This window comes from Methylobacterium ajmalii (assembly GCF_036448855.1).
Lineage (GTDB): Bacteria > Pseudomonadota > Alphaproteobacteria > Rhizobiales > Beijerinckiaceae > Methylobacterium > Methylobacterium ajmalii.
Map to the genome: position 1 here is coordinate 1 of NZ_JAZFXT010000055.1, position 17860 is coordinate 17860.

Genomic DNA, 17860 nt, shown 5'->3' on the forward strand with positions numbered 1-17860 from the left:
GCACGTCCACCTGCCGCAGCTTGGCCACAACCTCTTCCGGTTTGTGCTTCTTCGTTCCCATCGCGTCCGTCCTCCGTCGGCTCAAAGCCATACTTCAGGGCGGACCACTCCGATGGGGGCTGACCACCAAATGTAGTAAATTTTATAACTCTTTCTTTTGCCTTTTGTAGTGCGGGTGAATCGGTTTCTTTTTCTAGTTGTTTTATTCTGTCGAAATATCTTACCGCTGCCTCTCTGGCGGCTTCCCGCTGACCATGTTTGATAAGAGCGCTGAGATGACCATTAATTAATGTCACGATGGGATATTGATCTGTTGTGATTTGACTTTTGGCATCTTGCGTCGCAAGCGATTTAACGGCGTTATTGATCAATGATCTAGTGGCCGTATCGTAGTTTGGTCTGTCTTTTGCGACTCTGAGTTCTATATCAGCGAGGGCGTGAATGGCAAATTCATTGGCGGAGTACGCCTCAATCGATTTTTTTAACATCACGATAGCGGATCCGAGTTTATTCACATCCGCCATGTATAGACCGTACTGGAGCCAAAAATGGCCATCCAGCTGAAAATCTACCTCAAAATCCTGATAAACTTCTGCTCCTCTTTTTATTCGACCATGACTTTTGGCAATATTTATAACGAAGGAATGGTTGGTGACATACTTGAATAAGGTGTAATCAGTACGTGCAACACTTTTTATAACCGGAATATCAAATTTGCGATAAGTTTTGAGAATTGCTGTTATAGATTTGACGATTTCATCGAAATTTGTGACACTATCTAGAATATGTCTAACATATAGGTCGTGTCTTGCTACTAAACGGCCAGTCTCAGTTTCTGATACTATCCCATCTAGAGGGCTGATTGCTTGCTCGAAGCTTCTTTTTTCCGATATGTATCCATATGCCTCTTTGGCGGCTTCAATGCTTATACCAACTCGGGCAAGCGTGGATATTCCAATAATAATAAATAATCTACGAGAGTCATCGTCGGGCAGGCCTTCGAACTCGCTAGTAATGATCTCATCAAACCGCTCAGACTGTGTGGCTTCACGCAGCGCGATCAGCAGCTGGCTTTTGGAGTCGGCAAGTTTTGATATCTGCTCCTGTTTATTTAGCTGCCGAAATTTAGGAGACGGTACATATTTAACCAGCCGTTCAATCAGAGGTTCGTAATCTTTTCTGATGAATCTCTGAAACTGAAATGGCGTAACGAGATCGCCTAAATACCGTATAAAATGCTCGCCCCACTCGCCAGATCGAGCAGTAGAAACAACAATCGTTTGCTCGCCAGATACGCTATCCAAATAATTCCTAAAGTTGTCACCATAGATAAATAGGTCGCCAATATAAACGATTATTTTTCGATGATGAATCCGTTTAAGTACCGAAAATACTTTCGAAATATTTTTTACATCGGGCTTTAGTTCGTAGATGTCTAAATTGTTATTTTCGCTATATTTTGCGATCATGGACATTACGGCAGTTGTTTTACCGCTACCGGCCTGACCAGTAACAATAAAAAACTTGTTATTATTTTTTACGGCAACATCGAATGATCTGCACAGCTGCTCTGTATTGTCTAGCCACACTGGAATGTCTGATAATGCCACAACCCAACTTGGTTGAAAACCTTCGAGAAAATTTCGCGCTCGTCGATCTTGGTCGGTTTTGCTCAAGTGGACAAAGTTATCTCTGATTTCTCTAACCGAGATGGGTTTTACATTGTGAAGTGCCGGAATTTCATCGTAGCTGATCCCATCAAGATAATTCGATCGAAGATTATTAGCAGCCGCGACTATATCTCTCGGCGACCAGCCTCCTGGCATTTGGACTTTTAACCATTTAACAAACTCTTCTAAAGTACTTTGGATATGAACAATGCCTTTTGCTTTAAGGCTTGCTGTTTGTATGACCGATAATTTGTCAGGTGTTACTAGAAAAGATTTACCACCAACAACTTTTCCATCGCGTTTTGCCCGCTCAATTTCTGCAGTAAGTATAGGCTCTGCGAGCCTGGACCCAATAAATATCGGACATGTTGATAGATAGTCCTGAGCTAATTTCTGATACCAAAAATGCTTTTCATTTTTTATGTACTCGGCGTACTCTTGTTCTGTTAAAATGAATCCATGTTCCGGTTTCGCTGCCTCGCCATGAAGATGTATAATGTGAAGTATGTTTAGTCCTTCAAATTGGACTGCCTTATCTCTTAATCCGTTGTAATATCTTTTGGACTGTACCGATTTTCCTCTAGCATTCTCCAGTGTATCATCAATATTCCATGTATATATTCTCTTCCAAGTAAATTTAAAAAGGTCTTCTAGTTCAGAGGACGGTGTGCATCCTTTGAATTCGGTCGCTAGTATTGAATGAATTATTGGATCGCTTAATATAGCGCCCCTCACAGCCCCCAGAACTTCGACAAGATTTTCCCCCGCATATTCGATACCAGCGCGTTCTGCAAAAGTTTTTGCAAGACTGTCTCCAATCTTTATCTTCTTGCCGTGAGCGTTTTCGCTTGTAAACGACGCCCCCGCGCCAAGTACAAGCATTGCTTCTCCTGCCTTCAGAGAACTAATGAGATAGGACTGATCGCCAGAATCAATGTTCATAGTCTCAAGCTCGATATTGCTAGCCGCGCCGACTTCAATTCACGATTTATTGCAAATTATCGAGGCTTGCACAACCCATTATAGGCTTTAAGATGTATGCCGATGTCTTGGATGCGGCCAAATTACACAGAAAATCTTTTGCAACATTAAAATTCTTACAAATATTTGAAATTTCCCTTTGGGCTAGCGTGCACGATCAATCTGATAAGTATATCGAAATAACTAATTGATAATAGCAAATTACAACTAGATAGTAATTGGAGTGAAGACTAAGTGCGGCGCAAGCGGGCTCAGAATCACACTTGCGCCACGCCCTACTACGCCACCGCCGCCACACCCCCCGGCATCAACCGTCCTTCCTCCACCGCATGACACGCCACCCCATCCCGGAACACCGGCACCTCCGCCTTGCACCGCTCATTCGCGAACGGGCAGCGCGGGTGAAAGGTGCAGCCTGACGGCGGATTGATCGGGTTCGGAATCTCGCCCTGCACCGGCACCCGCTGCCGTCCGACATGCGCAAGGTCGGGGACCGCGTCGAGGAGCATGCGGGTGTAGGGGTGCTTCGGGGCGGTGAAGAGCTCGCGGCCGCCGCCGATCTCGACGATGCGGCCGAGATACATCACGCCGATGCGGTTCGCCATGTGGCGCACCACGGCGAGGTTGTGGCTGATGAACAGGTAGGTCAGGCCGAGCCGGTCCTGCAGGTCGCGCATCAGGTTCAGGATCTGGGCCTGGACCGAGACGTCGAGGGCCGAGGTCGGCTCGTCGGCGACCAGGAACTCGGCCTCGGAGGCCAGCGCCCGCGCGATGGCGATGCGCTGGCGCTGGCCGCCCGAGAAGGCGTGGGGGTAGCGCTTGCCGTCGTCCGGGTGCAGGCCGACCAGGGTCAAGAGCTCGCCGACCCGGGCTTGAATCTCGCGCTCGCCGCTGAGGAGCCCGAAGGCGCGGATCGGCTCGGAGACGATCCGGTCGACCCGCCAGCGCGGGTTCATCGAGGCGTAGGGGTCCTGGAAGATCATCTGGATGCGGCGGCGCAGCTGGCGCCGCTCGGCGGCCTGGCGCGGGTCGGTCATCGAGATGCCGGCGATCGTCACCTCGCCGTCGGAGGGCGGCATCAGGCCGACCACCATGCGGGCGACCGTCGACTTGCCGGAGCCGGATTCGCCGACGATCGCCAGGGTCTCGCCCTTGGCGACCGAGAACGAGACGTGGTCGACGGCGCGCAGGTACTGGCGCGGCTGGCGCTCGATCACCCGGTTGAGCCAGGGGCGCGAGACGTCGAACAGGCGGCGCAGGTCGCGGACCTGCACGTAGTCGGGCTGGGGGGTGATCACGGGCTTCAACGCAATGTGGGGCTTCATGCGGCGGCCTGTCCGGACGCGTCGTAGAGGTGGCAGGCGACCCGGTGCGAGCCGACGACCAGGGGCTCGGGCCGGTCCACCGTGCAGCGGGCAAAGACTTTAGGGCAGCGCGGGTTGAAGGCGCAGCCGGGCGGGATCGCCGAGAGCCGCGGCATCGCGCCGGGAATCTGGGCCAGCCGATCGGCCTCGTGCGACAGGGACGGGATCGCCCCCATCAGGCCCTTGGCGTAGGGGTGGAGCGGATCGCCCACTACGGCTGCCACCGGGCCGATCTCGGCGACGCGGCCGGCATACATCACCGCGACGCGGTCGGCGGCCTCGGCGATCACCCCCATGTCGTGGGTGATCAGCATCACGGCGGTGCCGTGATCGCGCCCGAGGCGCTTCAGGAGCGTGATGATCTGTGCCTGGACCGAGACGTCGAGCGCCGTGGTCGGCTCGTCCGCGATGATCAGCTCCGGCTCGGCGGCGAGCGCGAGCGCGATGACGACGCGCTGGCGCATGCCCCCCGAGAATTCGTGCGGGAAGCCGTCGATCCGCCGCTCCGGCGCCGGGATGCCGACCTCGGCCAGCAGGTCGATCGCCCGCTGGCGGGCGGCTCGTGCCGAGAGATCGGTGTGGGTGCGGATCGTCTCCTCGATCTGCCAGCCGACCCGGTAGAGCGGGTTGAGGCTGGTCAGCGGGTCCTGGAAGATCATGCCGATGCGCTTGCCGCGCACCTTGCGCATCGCGTCCGGAGCGAGGTTGTCGATGCGCTCGCCATTGAGGCGGATCTCGCCGCCGGCGATGCGGCCGGGCGGGTCGATCAGGCCGATCACCGCCGAGCCGGTCACCGACTTGCCGGCGCCGGATTCGCCGACGACGCCGAGCACCTCGCCGCGGTTGATCTCGAAGGAGACGCCGTCGAGGGCGGTCAGCACGCCGCGGCGGGTGGCGAACTCGACCCGCAGGTCGCGCACCGAGAGGACGGGTTGGGTCATGTCGGTCATTGCAGCTTGGGGTTCAGGGCGTCGCGCAGCCAGTCGCCGAGCAGGTTGATCGCCAGCACCAGGCCGGCCAGCGCCAGGCCCGGAAAGGCGACGATCCACCACTCGCCCGAGAACAGGAAGCGGTTGCCGGTGCGGATCAGCGTGCCGAGCGACGGCATCGTCTCCGGCAGGCCGGTGCCGAGGAAGGACAGCGTCGCCTCGGTGATGATGGCGAGCGCCAGGTTGATGGTGGCGATGACGAAGACCGGGCCGGTGACGTTCGGCAGGATGTGGCGGGTGAGGATCACCGGCGCCGACAGGCCGATGAGCCGGCCGGCCTGGACGTAATCCTTGTTCTTCTCGACCATCACCGAGCCGCGCACGGTGCGGGCGTACTGCACCCAGAACGACAGGCCGATCGCCACGACGATCAGGGCGATCTGCGTGTTCGCCTCCATGTGGCCGCCGGCCACCGCCTTGGCGACGCCGTCGACGATGAGCGCGATCAGGATCGCCGGGAAGGTCAGCTGCACGTCGGCGACGCGCATGATGATGGTGTCGACCCAGCCGCCGGCATAGCCGGCGATCAGCCCGAGGCCGATGCCAATGAAGCCCGACAGCAGCACGCCGAGCACGCCCACGAGGAGCGACAGGCGCATGCCGTAAAAGACCGCCGAGAGCACGTCGCGGCCCTGATCGTCGGTGCCGATCAGGAACGGCGCCTGGCCGTCGGCGTACCAGAGCGGCGGCAGGCTGGCATTGATCAGCTCGAGCTGCGCCGGGTCGTAGGGGTTTTGCGGCGAGATGACGGGGGCGAGGAGCGCCAGGGCGACGAACAGAACGGTGGCGGCGAAGGCCGCGATGGCGAGCTTCGAGCGCTTGAAGTTGGCGAAGAGATCCGAGTCGAGGAAGCGCGCGAGGCGCGAGGGTGGCGCTGCGGCTGAGAGGGCGGGGGCAGGGGAGGCCATGAGCTTCAAAAAATCCTCACGTCGCCCGCCGCACCGAGAGGCGCAGGCGCGGATCGACGATGGTGTAGAGGAGATCGACCACGAGGTTGATCGTCACGAAGATGAGGGCGACCAGCAGCAGGTAGGCGGCCATGATCGGCACGTCGACGTTCTGCACCGCCTGCACGAACAGGAGGCCCATACCGGGCCACTGGAACACCGTCTCGGTGATGATCGAGAACGCGATGATCGAGCCGAGCTGGAGGCCGGCGACGGTGATGACCGGCACCAGCGTGTTCTTGAGCGCATGGCCGAAATGGATGGAGCGGGTGGTGAGGCCCCGCGCTCGCGCGAAGCGGATGTAGTCGGTGCGCAAAACCTCCAGCATCTCGGCCCGGACGAGACGCATGATCAGCGTCATCTGGAACAGGCCCAGCGTGATCGAGGGCAGGATCAGGGCCTTCCAGCCCGACACCGTCAGGAAGCCGGTGGTCCACCAGCCGATCCGCACCGTCTCGCCGCGGCCGTAGGACGGCAGCCAGCCGAGCGTCACCGAGAACAGGAAGATGAGCAGGATGCCGATCAGGAAGGTCGGCAGCGAGACGCCGACGAGGGAGATCGCCTGGACGAGCTTGGCGCCGACGCTGTCGCGGCGGAGCGCCGAGTAGACCCCCATCAGGATTCCGGCGGTGAGCGCGAACAGGGTGGCGCAGAGCGCGAGCTCGAGGGTGGCGGGCATGCGCTCGGCGAGCAGCGTCGAGACCGGCTGGCGGAACTGGTACGAGTTGCCGAACTGGCCGCGCACGGCGTTGCCGGCGTAGCGGGCGAACTGCACCAGCACCGGATCGTCGAGGCCGAGGCTCTGGCGGATCTGCAGCCGCTCGGCATAGGGCGTATCGGGTGCCACGAGCTGGTTCACCGGATCGCCGGCGAACCGGAACATCGCGAAGGCGATCAGCCCGACCGCCAGCAGCACCCCGACGGATTGCAGCAGGCGGCGGAGAATGAAGGCGAGCATGAGGGGGTTTCTTGGGTTCTGGTGTGGTCCGAGGATTCCCTCGGGCTGAAGTTTGAAAAATAGAGCGCTTTCCCCTCCCCCTTGTGGGGAGGGGTCAGGGGTGGGGGTCGTGCCGCGTAGAGCTGGGCGGTGCCTCCAGCACCACCCCCACCCCTAGCCCCTCCCCACAAGGGGGAGGGGAAGTGCTCGTCCTTACAAGGGGTTGGCTCTCAGAGCGCCTTACGGCTCCTTCGACACCCAGTACAGCATCATCTGGTTGTCGGCGCGGGGCACGAGCTTGACCTTCTTCGACACGCCCCAGGCCAGCGCCTGCTGGTGGAGCGGGATGTAGCCCCAGTCGTTCATGACGATCTCGTAGGCCTGCTTGATCAGCAGGTTGCGGGCCTCCTGGTCGGTCTCGCGCTCGATCTTGTCGGCCAGGGCATCGACCTTCGGGTTGCAGTAGTTCCCGAGGTTGGTGGTGCCGCGCGGCGAGGCCTTGTCGGTGCGGCAGCCGGCGATCTCGAACAGGATGTTGTGCGAGTCCATCGACGACGGCGTCCACCCCAGCATGTAGAACGAGGTGTCGAAGGCGGGCTTCAGGATCTTGGCGAAGTACTTCGCCTTGGGCTGGGCGATCAGGTTCACCTTGACGCCGACGCGGGCGAGCATCGAGGTCACGGCCTGGCAGATCGCCTCGTCGTTGACGTAGCGGTCGTTCGGGCAGTCGAGGGGCACCTCGAAGCCGTTCGGGTAGCCGGCTTCCGCCAGGAGCGCCTTCGCCTTGTTCGGGTCGTAGGCCGGGCGCTTGAACTCGCCGGCGAGCGGGAAGAGCGGCGGGGCGATCAGCAGGGCGGCCGCGGTGGCCTGGCCGCGCATGACGCGCTTGACGATCGCGTCCTCGTCGATGGCGCGGAAGAACGCCTCGCGCACCCGCACGTCCTTGAACGGGTTCTTGCCCTTCACGTTGGAGCCGCGCAGCTCGTCGCTGGTCTGGTCCATGCCGAGGTAGATCGTGCGCAGCTCGGGCGCGTTCACCACCACCGCGTTGGGGCTGGAGCTGACCCGGCTCTGGTCCTGGAGCGGCACCGGATCGACCCAGTCGACCTCGCCCGAGATCAGCGCGGCGACGCGGGTGGCGTCGTTGCTGATGGTGGTGAAGATCGCCTCGTCGAGGTTCGACTCGACCTTGCCCCAGTAGCCGTCGAACTTCTTGAACACCGTGCGCACGCCGGGCTGGTGCTCGGTGATGGTGAACGGGCCGGTGCCGTTCTCATGCAGCGCCGCGTAGCTCGGGGCCGAGGCCGCGACCGGGGTGGGCTTCAGCGCATCGTGCTTCTCGGCCCAGGTCTTCGACATGATGTACCAGCCGCCGAACTGGTACAGGGCGATGGGGTTGGGGTTCTTCAGCACCATGTCGACGGTGTGATCGTCCACCTTCACGAAGGTGGCGTCCGCCGGCACGTTGGTCTGGAAGTTGGAGCCCGGCGCCCGCACGCGCTCGGCGGAGAAGATCACGTCGTCGGCGGTGAAGGGCGAGCCGTCGTGGAACTTGACGTTCTTGCGCAGCTTGAAGCGGTAGCGGGTCGGCTCCGGGGTCTCCCAGGATTCGGCGAGGCCCGGGACCAGCTTCAGGTCCTTGTCGCGGGTGACGAGGGACTCGTAGACCGCGCCGTGCGCCGCGATCGTGAACGTCTCCTTCAGGGTGTACGGGTCGAGGGACTTGAGGTCGCCCTGGAAGGCGAACCGGAAGGTGTTGGCGGCCGAGGCCGGCGCGGCACCGGCGACCGCCATCAGGGCGGTGGCGGCGGTCAGGCAGGCCAGCAGCGGACGGGACTTCACGAACGACATCGACGGGCACACTCCGCGGGGGACGCTGAAGCTCTTACTAGAGCCTTCCGGCGCCGCGCGCGACGCCGGATTGATGAAAAATGATGCATCGTCCCCGGTTCGTCTCGCAGGACGTCCCGCGGGGCCGGCGCGATCGCGCAGCTCTAACAAATCTCGGGCCAACCGGGCGAGGCCATGCGCCGGGCGCCGGGCCCGCGCCGTTCGCGAATGGCCGGAGGGAGTTGACCGCGCGCCGCTCTGCCTGTTGCATCCTGCGCGTCCGTTTCCGCCCCCACACGAGCGTATCGTCACATGCCCGTCATCAACCGCGTCGCCGCCCTCACCGACGAGATCACGGCCTGGCGCCGCGACTTCCACCAGCATCCCGAACTGCTGTTCGCCCTCGACCGCACCTCCGGCCTGGTGGCCGAGCGGCTGCGGGCCTTCGGCTGCGACGAGGTGGTGACGGGCCTGGGCAAGACCGGCGTCGTCGGCGTCATCCGCGGGCGCAGCGGCGGCTCGGGCAAGGTGGTGGCCCTGCGCGCCGACATGGACGCCCTGCCGATCGAGGAGACGAGCGGCGTTCCCCATCGCTCGACGGTGCCGGGCAAGATGCATGCCTGCGGGCACGACGGCCACACCGCGATGCTGCTCGGGGCCGCCAAGTACCTCGCCGAGACCCGCAACTTCGACGGCACCGCGGTGGTGATCTTCCAGCCGGCGGAAGAAGGCGGCGGCGGCGCCGACGAGATGCTGAAGGATGGTCTGATGGAGCGCTTCGGCATCCAGGAGGTCTACGGCCTGCACAACATGCCCGGCCTGCCGCTGGGCCACTTCGCAATCCGCCCGGGCGCGATCATGGCGGCGGCCGACCGGATCACCATCACGGTGCGCGGCAAGGGCGGCCACGCGGCGGCGCCCCACAACTGCATCGACCCGGTGCTGGTCGCCTCCCACATCGTCACGGCGCTGCAATCGATCGCCTCGCGCACCGTCGACCCGGTGGAATCGGCGGTGATCTCGATCACGCAGGTCAAGGCGGGTGACGCCTTCAACGTGATCCCGGAGACCGCGATCCTCAACGGCACGGTGCGCACGCTCTCGGAATCGGTCCGCGACCTGTGCGAGGCGCGCATCGGCCAGGTGGCCTCGAACATCGCCGCCGCCTTCGGCGCCACCGCGAGCGCCGATTACGGCCGCGGCTACCCGGTGACCGTCAACGACGGGGAGCGCGCCGGCTTCATGGCCGACATCGCCGCCGAGGTCTCGGGGGAGAACGCGGTGGAGCGGGCGGTCGCCCCGATGATGGGCGCGGAGGACTTTTCCTACATGCTGAACGCCCGGCCCGGCGCCTACATCTTCCTCGGCACCGGCCCGGGTGCCGGCCTGCACCACCCGGCCTACGACTTCAACGACCAGGCCACGCCCTACGGCGTCTCGCTGTTCGCCCGGATGATCGAGCGGGCGATGCCGGCGGCGTGAGGGGGCCGCGCTGTCGGATTGCCTCGTCCGATGGCTTGAGCAGCTTGCGGCTCATCCCCACTCGCTCAGGCGTGTGAAGGGAAGCTTCACCGTCGCGGGCCGGTCGTACCATTTCCGGAAGATTATTGCCGGAAATGGTACGACACGATAGGCGTCGCCTTTGCCGCGATCGCTCGAGAGGAACCCGATGCTCCACCAGTTGCGGACTCTCGTCCTGTCTGCAGCGCTCGGATTGCCGCTCTCACCCGCGCTCGCATTGGACGATGCGCCCGCGAGGCGTCCGGGTGCGCTCGATCAGTTCGACGTCGGCGGCGCGATCAGCCTGCCGGCCACCGGGGAGCTCGACCTCACGCTCGCCAGCACCGTCAATCCGGACGCGATCAAACTTGCGCCCGGCAACCGCGTGTCCTTCTGCCCAGCCTTGTCGTGCATCCGCGGCCCGAATGGTGACGCGAGCGTACCCGCCTTCTTCGATCACCAGCGCGCCTCGCTCCTGATTTCGGGCCGCTCGCAACTCGATGGCATCGCACAGGAGCAGACTTTCGCTGTCACCATGACGATCGGGACCGGCTACGCCAAGCCCTACGCGGCCTCCACCGCCTACGCCGCCGGCGACAACGTCAACATCGGAAATGCAACCTATCGCGCGGTGCAGGGCGGCACCACGGGACCCCACTCGGCCCCGCCCGGATCCCGCCCGGAGAAAGCGCCGTTCATTGCCAAGGATGGCACCGTGCGTTGGCAGTGGATCAACGATGCCATGATCAATGCCAAGGTCGGAAGCTACTTCGAGACGGAGGTCATCGATGGCGCCGGCGCGGCCTGGGGGGCGGCGTTCAACTACCACATCAAAACGAAGCCGAAAGCCGGTCAGTTCTTCCCCGGCGTTGAATTCGACTACGCCAACGACAGCGGCGCTGACTGCGCGCTCGGCGTCACCGATTGCACGGCAATCCGCGTCGGCCTCGCCGGCGATGCGCAGGTCACGCACGGCCTGCAGATCACCGGGGAGGGCTCGGCGACGACCGGCTATTCCGCGCTCTGGGCGCTGCGCATCAACGGCGAGAAGGTGGCACAACAATCGTCGATCGAGGTCGACTCGATGTCGGCGGTCGGGCTCGGGTTCGGGATTTCCGGCATCGGCACCTCGGCGCACAGCGTGGCGGCCATCCGGGACGTGTCGACGAGCCCACGCTCGATTCAGATCGCAGGAACGAAATCGTCGTCCGCGATCGAGGATACTTCGACGACACCCACTTTCGCCAATATCGGTGGGACGAAATCACTCGCCGGCCTTAGGGAGGCGTCGACCACGCCGACCGGAATCCTGCTCCAAGGCCGCTATGCGACGGCCCAGATCAGCGGGACCGGCTGGAGCGTCAATCCGGCGGGTATCCTCACCGCGGCACGCCTGAACTCGCCCCTCGCGACGCCGGCCTCGTCCAAGGCTCCCTGCGCGCCCGGCGACTGGGCGCACGATACCGGCTTCGTCTATACCTGTGTGTCCGCCAACACCTGGAAGCGCGCCGCCCTCTCGTCCTGGTGAGGGGCGGCGCCAAGACGCGATAAACCTTGCGCTCTACACCTCGAACGTCACCCCCTGCGCCAGCGGCAGGGTCTTGCCGTAATTGATCGTGTTGGTGGCGCGCCGCATGTAGGCCTTCCAGGAATCCGAGCCCGCCTCGCGGCCGCCGCCGGTCTCCTTCTCGCCGCCGAAGGCCCCGCCGATCTCGGCCCCCGACGGGCCGATATTGACGTTGGCGATGCCGCAATCGGAGCCCGAGGCCGATAGGAAGATCTCGGCCTCCGACAGGTCACGGGTGAAGATCGACGAGGACAGGCCGGCCGCGACCGCGTTCTGGGCGTGGATCGCTTCCTCAAGCCCGGTGTAGCGAGTCACGTACAGGATCGGCGCGAAGGTCTCGCGGCGCATCGGGCCGGTCTGTTCGGGCATCTCGACGAGAGCCGGGCGGACATAGGCCGCCGCCTCGCCGCGGATGTCGCGCAGGCGCTCGCCGCCATGCACCGTACCGCCGATGGCGCGGGCCTCGTCGAGGGCGCGCGCCATGCCGTCGGCGGCATGAACGTCGATCAGCGGGCCGATCAGGGTGGCGGGGTCGCGCGGATCGCCGATCCGCACCGAGCCGTAGGCGGCCTTCAGGCGCGGTACTAGCGCATCGTAGACGCTGTCATGCACGAAGAGCCGCCGCAGGGTGGTGCAGCGCTGGCCGGCGGTGCCCATCGCCGCGAAGGCGATGGCGCGCAAAGCCAGGTCGAGATCGGCCGAAGGCGCCACGATGGCGGCGTTGTTGCCGCCGAGCTCCAGGATCGCCCGGGCGAAGCGGGCGGCGAGCTTCGGCGCCACCTGCCGGCCCATCGCGGTCGAGCCGGTGGCGGAGACGAGCGCCACCCGCTCGTCCTCGACCAGCCGCTCGCCGAGTTCCCGGCCGCCGATCAGGAGGCCGAGCAGGCCGTCGGGTGCGTCCGACCCGAAGCGCCTCACCGCCTTCGCGGCGAGCGCGTGGACGGCGAGCGCGGTGAGCGAGGTCTTCTCGGACGGCTTCCAGATCACCGGATCGCCGCAGACGAGCGCCAGCGCGGCGTTCCACGACCACACCGCGACGGGGAAGTTGAACGCCGTGATGACGCCGCAGATGCCCAGCGGGTGCCAGACCTCCATCATCCGGTGGTCCGGCCGCTCTGTGGCGATGGTGAGCCCGTGCAGTTGCCGCGACAGGCCGACGGCGAAGTCGCAGATGTCGATCATCTCCTGGACCTCGCCGAGGCCCTCCGAGAGGATCTTTCCGGCTTCGAGCGTCACGAGGCGGCCGAGATCGTCCTTGTGGGCGCGCAATTCCTCGCCCAGCAGCCGCACCAGCTCGCCGCGGCGCGGGCCCGGCACCCGGCGCCAGGCGAGGAAGGCTTGCGATGCCTGCGCCAGCGCCGCCTCGGCCTCCGCGGCGGTGGTCTCGCGGACCGTCGTCACCACGCCGCCGTCGATCGGCGAGCGCGCCGGCAGGCCGCCCTCTCCACCTTCCGTCGCGAAGGCCGAGGCCGGGACGCCGAGGCGCTCCAGCACCGCCAGGGTGTCGTCGCGGACGGACAGGATGGTGGGGGCCATGGGGGATGTGCTCCGGCGGATCTCAGATCGGCGCGGACACTGCGACAGCGCCGCCCGCAGGGCAACCCGGGCTCACAGCCACCCGAGGGCGCGAAACCAGAGGATGTCGAGGGGCACCAGTATCACGGCGGTGACGGCCGCCACCGCGAGGCAGAGGCGCAGGCCGTCCCGGGCCGGGACACGCCCCATGCCCATCGCCACCACGACCGGCGAGGCCTGGTAGGGTAGGAGCGGGGTCGCGTAGCCGATCACCTGCACCATCAGCACCGTGGCGAGGGGCAGGCCGCTGGCTTCGGCGAGCCCGTGGGCGAGGGGTGTGAACAGGGCCGGGACCCCGTTCGCCGTCACGACGACGTTGAGCACTGTCGCGAGGCCGAGAAGGCCCGCGACGCTGGCAGCTGGCCGCGCCGGATCGAGGGGCAGCCAGGGCAGCAGCGCCTCGCCCACCCGGTCGCCCAGCCCGGTGCGGGCCACGAAGGCGGCAAAGCCCAGGATGCCGGCGATGTACAGGCAGGTGCGGACGTTGACCCCGGCGGCGAACTCGTCGCCGGACAGGAAGCCCACCCACGGCAGCAGGCACAGGCAGGCCGCGGCAAGGCCGATCCAGGCCGCCGTGACACCGTGCAGGGAATCGGTCATCCAAAGGACCAGGGTGGCAATGAGCAGGATCGCCAGCCGCACCTCCGCCGCGCTCACCGGGGCGGGCGCCGCTCCGGCAGCGACGGGCGCGAGGGGGCCGGGCGCGAAGAGCCGGACGACGCAGCCGGCGAGAACCGCCCCCTTCAACAGGCCCAGGACCGGCGCGTGCAGGGCGAGATAGGGCAGGTAGGCGAGACGGATCCCGTAGGCGCTCTCGGCCGCCCCGACCATGACGAGGTTCGGCACGTTGGCCGGCAGGATGCTGGCCGAGAGCTGGAACGTGCCGAAGCCTACCACCAGGGCGAGGCCGGTCCTGCCGCGCCCCTGCGCCGGCAGCCCGGCCCGGTCGGCGAGTGCCATCACCACCGGCATCAGCACGGCGATGCGGCCCATGTTGGAGGGCATGACGAAGGCGAGGGCGTAGGTAAGCCCGACCGTGCCGGCGACGAGGGCCGGCCAGGAGCCGACGAGGCGCGGCGCCAGGAGACCGGCGACCCTATCGGCGAGGCCGACCTTGCGGATCGCCGTCCCGATCACGAAGCCGCTCAGCACCAGCCAGAAGGCCGAGGATGAAAAGCCCGAGAAGATCACCTCGGGGGCTGCGAGCCGCAGGATCGTGGCGGCGGCGAAGAACAGCAGCGCGGTGAGGAATTCGGGCAGGAGGGCGAAGGCCCACAGCCCGATCGTCGCGGCCGCCAGCAGGGCCGGCAACACGAGGCCGCCCGCCATCGTCATGTCCATCGCAGAGCCTTCCCGTCATCTCGTCGGGGGCAGCGTCCGGTCTGGGCGGGTGGAAGAAAAGACGTGATCGCGGAAGGTCGGCTTCGTGCCGTGCGAAGGCCGGGCGTCGCTGATCCCGGTCCTTTCCTCGCGGAGCAGGGCGGCCCTCCCTCAAGGGGAGGGCCGGGCGCGTCACGCTGCCTTCTGCTTGGGCGAGATCAGCTTGCGGTTGATCAGCACCTCGGCGATCTGGACCGTGTTGAGGGCCGCGCCCTTGCGCAGGTTGTCCGACACGCACCAGAACGACAGGCCGTTCTCGACCGTGATGTCCTCGCGGATGCGCGAGATGTAGGTCGCATCCTCGCCCGCCGCCTCGTGGGGGGTGATGTAGCCGCCGGGCTCGCGCTTGTCGTCGACCAGGATGCCGGGCGCCGAGCGCAGGATCTGGGTGGCTTCCTCGGCCGAGAGCGGGCGCTCGAACTCGACGTTCACCGCCTCGGAGTGGCCGATGAACACCGGCACGCGCACGCAGGTCGCCGTCAGCTTGATCTTGGGGTCGAGCATCTTCTTCGTCTCGGCCACCATCTTCCACTCTTCCTTGGTGGAGCCGTCTTCCATGAAGACGTCGATGTGCGGGATGACGTTGAAGGCGATGCGCTTGGTGAACTTCTGCATCTTGACCTCGCCGGCGGTGAACACCGCGCGGGTCTGGTTGAACAGCTCGTCCATCCCTTCCTTGCCGGCGCCGGAGACCGACTGGTAGGTCGCGACGACGACGCGCTTGATGGTAGCGGCCTCGTGCAGGGGCTTCAGCGCCACGACGAGCTGCGCGGTCGAGCAGTTCGGGTTGGCGATGATGTTCTTCTTGGTGAATCCCACCACCGCGTCGGCATTCACCTCGGGCACGATCAAGGGCACGTCGGAATCGTAGCGGAAGGCCGATGAGTTATCGATGACGACGCAGCCCTGCTGGCCGATGCGGGGCGACCACTCCTTCGAGGTCTCGCCGCCGGCCGACATCAGGCAGATGTCGGTGTCGGAGAAGTCGTACTGGTCGAGGGCCTGGACCTTCAGGGTCTTGTCGCCGAAGGACACTTCCTGGCCCAGGCTGCGACGGGAGGCGAGCGCCACCACGGTGTCGGCCGGGAAGGCGCGCTCGGCCAGGATGTCGAGCATCTCGCGGCCCACATTGCCGGTGGCTCCGACGACGGCAACCTTGTAACCCATCTCAATCGCTCCAGTTCGGACTAACTCCTCCCCGGACGATCTCAGGCGGGCTTCGGGTAAGCCCGGCCTCCGTCCGCCACGGACGGGGAGGGATCCGAGGACGACGCGAGGCTTCAGCCGGCGGCGGTAATCGCCGTCGTGGCTTTGCGTTTCGTCGTGGTCGACACGAGCCGCATGGCGCGGGGTCAGTCCTCGAAAGGCGCACCCGAGACGGGGTGCGCGAGCGCGGACAGCAACAGCCCGAACGCGACGACCTGTCAAGGGGTGAATGGCGGACCGGATCGGGAGCCGGCGACAGATTCCGCAACCCGTCACGCGTTAGCGTGCCGTTCACCCTGACTCGCGCCGCCTGAGGACAAGCCGGGCCGGGTCAAGGAAATCGCTAAAATGCGATGCGACTCTTGGTTTCGCGAGATTGCGCGAACCGAAGGAGCGAGCCCGTGCGGCACAGGCCGGACTTCGACGACGCCGCCCTGGCGCGGGCGGGCCGAGCCCTCGTGCAGGACATCGGTGTCCAGGACATCGGTCCCGTCGAGCCGCTGCTGCCGCGGCCCTTGTCCCGCGCGGAGCCCCGCCGGCTCTCGCGCGGCGCCTGGCGCCTGCGTGCGCTGGCCCGCACCCTCGGCGCCGCCGGGGTGATCGCGCTGCTCAGCGTGCTCGCCAGCGAGCGGCGCCTCGCCGACCCGCCGCTCGCCGCCGAGCCGGCCGCCTTCGTGCCGCGCTACGCCGCTCCCGCGGTGGCGCCGCCGGCCTGGCGCGAGGCGGCGGCCGACCGCTACCGCCTCGGCGAGGCGACCGTCAGCGCCCGCACGCAGCCGGGCCTGCGGGAGGACACCCTGACCGCCGGCGAGTTCGCGGTCCAGGAGGCGCCGTACCTGCGCCTCGTCGCCGCCGAGTCCTCCGGACCGGACGGGGAGGGGAGCTTTTTCGTCACCCTGGCCCGCCGGGCCGCGGAGGCCGGCGGCCTCTCGGTGGTGCGCACCGGCGAGCGTGGCCAGGTGTCGAGCCGGTTCGGCGCCCTCGATACCGTCGACGCGACCCTGGCGGACGGCGAGGGGCGGCGCGCCTGCACGGCGTTCCGGATCACGGCCGCCCTGCGGCTCGAAGGCTGGCTCTGCGCCCCCTTGGGTCAGCTGCCCGAGCCGCAGGCGGTCGCCTGCACGGTCGAGCGACTCGCGGCGCTGCCGGGAGCCGACCTGCCGGCGCCGCTCGCCGCCATGCTGGCCGGCCCGCGCATGGCCGCGTGTCCGCCGGAGGAGCCGGCCACCACCGCGGCGGTGCCGGCGCCCCGCCGGGCGATCCGCAAGAATGCGGCGAGAGTGCGGCATTCGCGACCGGCTTCGCCGTGAGGTGGAACCTCGGCCGCGCTCGCACGTCTTTTTCCCCATAGGCGTCGTTTCTTAACGAGTGCGACGCTACCCCTGGCGACGTTCAGCAAAGGTGCGTCATGCGCTTCCAGACTCTCGCCCTGACCGGGCTTCTCTCCCTCGCGGCCCTGGGCGCCGGCACCGCTGCCTCGCAGGCGCAGGACAGCTACGTCATCCGCAGCTACAAGGACGGCCAGGGCCTCGCGATCCGGGTGCGCCCGCGCAGCTGGCTCGATGCCGGCAACGTGGTCGAGGCGAATTCGGGCGCGACCGGCAACCCGGCCACCAACCCGCACTTCATCACCGCCTCCTACCTGAACTCGCCGCCCTACATCGCCAACCGCGAGCGCTTCGGCGGCGCCGGCATCCTGCCCGACCCGATCACCAACGGCCCGTTCATCGGCGCCCGCCGCACCGCCGTCACGGTGGACCTCTCGGCGGTCGACTACCTCGATCCGACCTCGCCGCTGTCGCGGGCCCGCTACGGCTACTGAGCCGAGCGGCACGATCCGGATGCGCGACGGGCCCCGAAAGGGGCCCGTTTCCATGTCCGCGTCACGCGATCCTCGCGGCAGAGGGGCTGTAG

General features: G+C 65.2%; 13 protein-coding genes. 4 read left to right on the forward strand and 9 right to left on the reverse strand.

Going from position 1 to position 17860, the window contains the following annotated elements:
* The 6 genes from V3T34_RS22540 to V3T34_RS22565 all read right to left on the reverse strand — a co-directional run.
* Nucleotides 1-2612: P-loop NTPase (locus tag V3T34_RS22540; RefSeq protein ID WP_305078727.1), on the reverse strand; the 2612-nt coding region annotated here is incomplete at its 3' end.
* Nucleotides 2613-2929: 317 nt separating this feature from the next.
* Nucleotides 2930-3976, reverse strand: a complete 1047-nt coding sequence (locus tag V3T34_RS22545; RefSeq protein WP_305078728.1) for an ABC transporter ATP-binding protein — start codon at nucleotides 3974-3976, stop codon at nucleotides 2930-2932.
* On the reverse strand, nucleotides 3973-4956 hold the full coding sequence (locus V3T34_RS22550) for an ABC transporter ATP-binding protein (RefSeq protein ID WP_305078729.1): 984 nt from the start codon (nucleotides 4954-4956) through the stop codon (nucleotides 3973-3975). The genes V3T34_RS22545 and V3T34_RS22550 overlap by 4 nt, the downstream gene beginning before the upstream one ends.
* Before the next feature lie 5 nt (nucleotides 4957-4961).
* Nucleotides 4962-5912, reverse strand: a complete 951-nt coding sequence (locus V3T34_RS22555) for an ABC transporter permease (protein ID WP_305078730.1) — start codon at nucleotides 5910-5912, stop codon at nucleotides 4962-4964.
* Nucleotides 5913-5928: 16 nt separating this feature from the next.
* Nucleotides 5929-6909 (reverse strand): ABC transporter permease, encoded by a 981-nt coding sequence (locus V3T34_RS22560; RefSeq protein WP_305078731.1) that lies wholly within the window; start codon nucleotides 6907-6909, stop codon nucleotides 5929-5931.
* Between the two features lie 219 nt (nucleotides 6910-7128).
* A complete protein-coding gene (locus tag V3T34_RS22565) occupies nucleotides 7129-8739 on the reverse strand; it encodes an ABC transporter substrate-binding protein (protein ID WP_407942754.1) in 1611 nt (536 codons plus the stop codon).
* 291 nt (nucleotides 8740-9030) lie between these two features.
* Here V3T34_RS22565 and V3T34_RS22570 point away from each other — a divergent pair, with 291 nt between their 5' ends.
* Both V3T34_RS22570 and V3T34_RS22575 read left to right on the forward strand, forming a co-directional pair.
* Nucleotides 9031-10200: a M20 aminoacylase family protein gene (locus V3T34_RS22570; RefSeq protein WP_060846777.1), complete on the forward strand. Its 1170-nt coding sequence runs from the start codon at nucleotides 9031-9033 to the stop codon at nucleotides 10198-10200.
* 187 nt (nucleotides 10201-10387) lie between these two features.
* A complete protein-coding gene (locus V3T34_RS22575) occupies nucleotides 10388-11746 on the forward strand; it encodes a hypothetical protein (protein ID WP_305078732.1) in 1359 nt (452 codons plus the stop codon).
* 33 nt (nucleotides 11747-11779) lie between these two features.
* Here V3T34_RS22575 and amaB read toward each other — a convergent pair whose 3' ends face one another.
* The 3 genes from amaB to V3T34_RS22590 form a co-directional block, all read right to left on the reverse strand.
* Entirely contained in the window at nucleotides 11780-13321 is a 1542-nt protein-coding gene (gene amaB / locus V3T34_RS22580; RefSeq protein WP_305078733.1) for an L-piperidine-6-carboxylate dehydrogenase, read from the reverse strand.
* 72 nt (nucleotides 13322-13393) lie between these two features.
* The gene (locus tag V3T34_RS22585; protein ID WP_305078734.1) at nucleotides 13394-14701 is read right to left on the reverse strand and encodes an SLC13 family permease; all 1308 of its coding nucleotides are present in this window, start codon (nucleotides 14699-14701) and stop codon (nucleotides 13394-13396) included.
* Nucleotides 14702-14872: 171 nt separating this feature from the next.
* Complete coding sequence (locus V3T34_RS22590; protein ID WP_048429215.1) at nucleotides 14873-15907, reverse strand: aspartate-semialdehyde dehydrogenase; 1035 nt, start codon at nucleotides 15905-15907, stop codon at nucleotides 14873-14875.
* A gap of 440 nt (nucleotides 15908-16347) precedes the next feature.
* On the opposite strand from V3T34_RS22590, the gene V3T34_RS22595 reads away from it, so the two are divergent.
* Together V3T34_RS22595 and V3T34_RS22600 are read left to right on the forward strand one after the other, a co-directional pair.
* Nucleotides 16348-17256, forward strand: coding sequence for a hypothetical protein (locus V3T34_RS22595; RefSeq protein ID WP_305078735.1), 909 nt, complete (start codon nucleotides 16348-16350; stop codon nucleotides 17254-17256).
* Nucleotides 17257-17354: 98 nt separating this feature from the next.
* The gene (locus V3T34_RS22600; protein WP_048429213.1) at nucleotides 17355-17768 is read left to right on the forward strand and encodes a hypothetical protein; all 414 of its coding nucleotides are present in this window, start codon (nucleotides 17355-17357) and stop codon (nucleotides 17766-17768) included.
* Nucleotides 17769-17860: the final 92 nt, after the last annotated feature.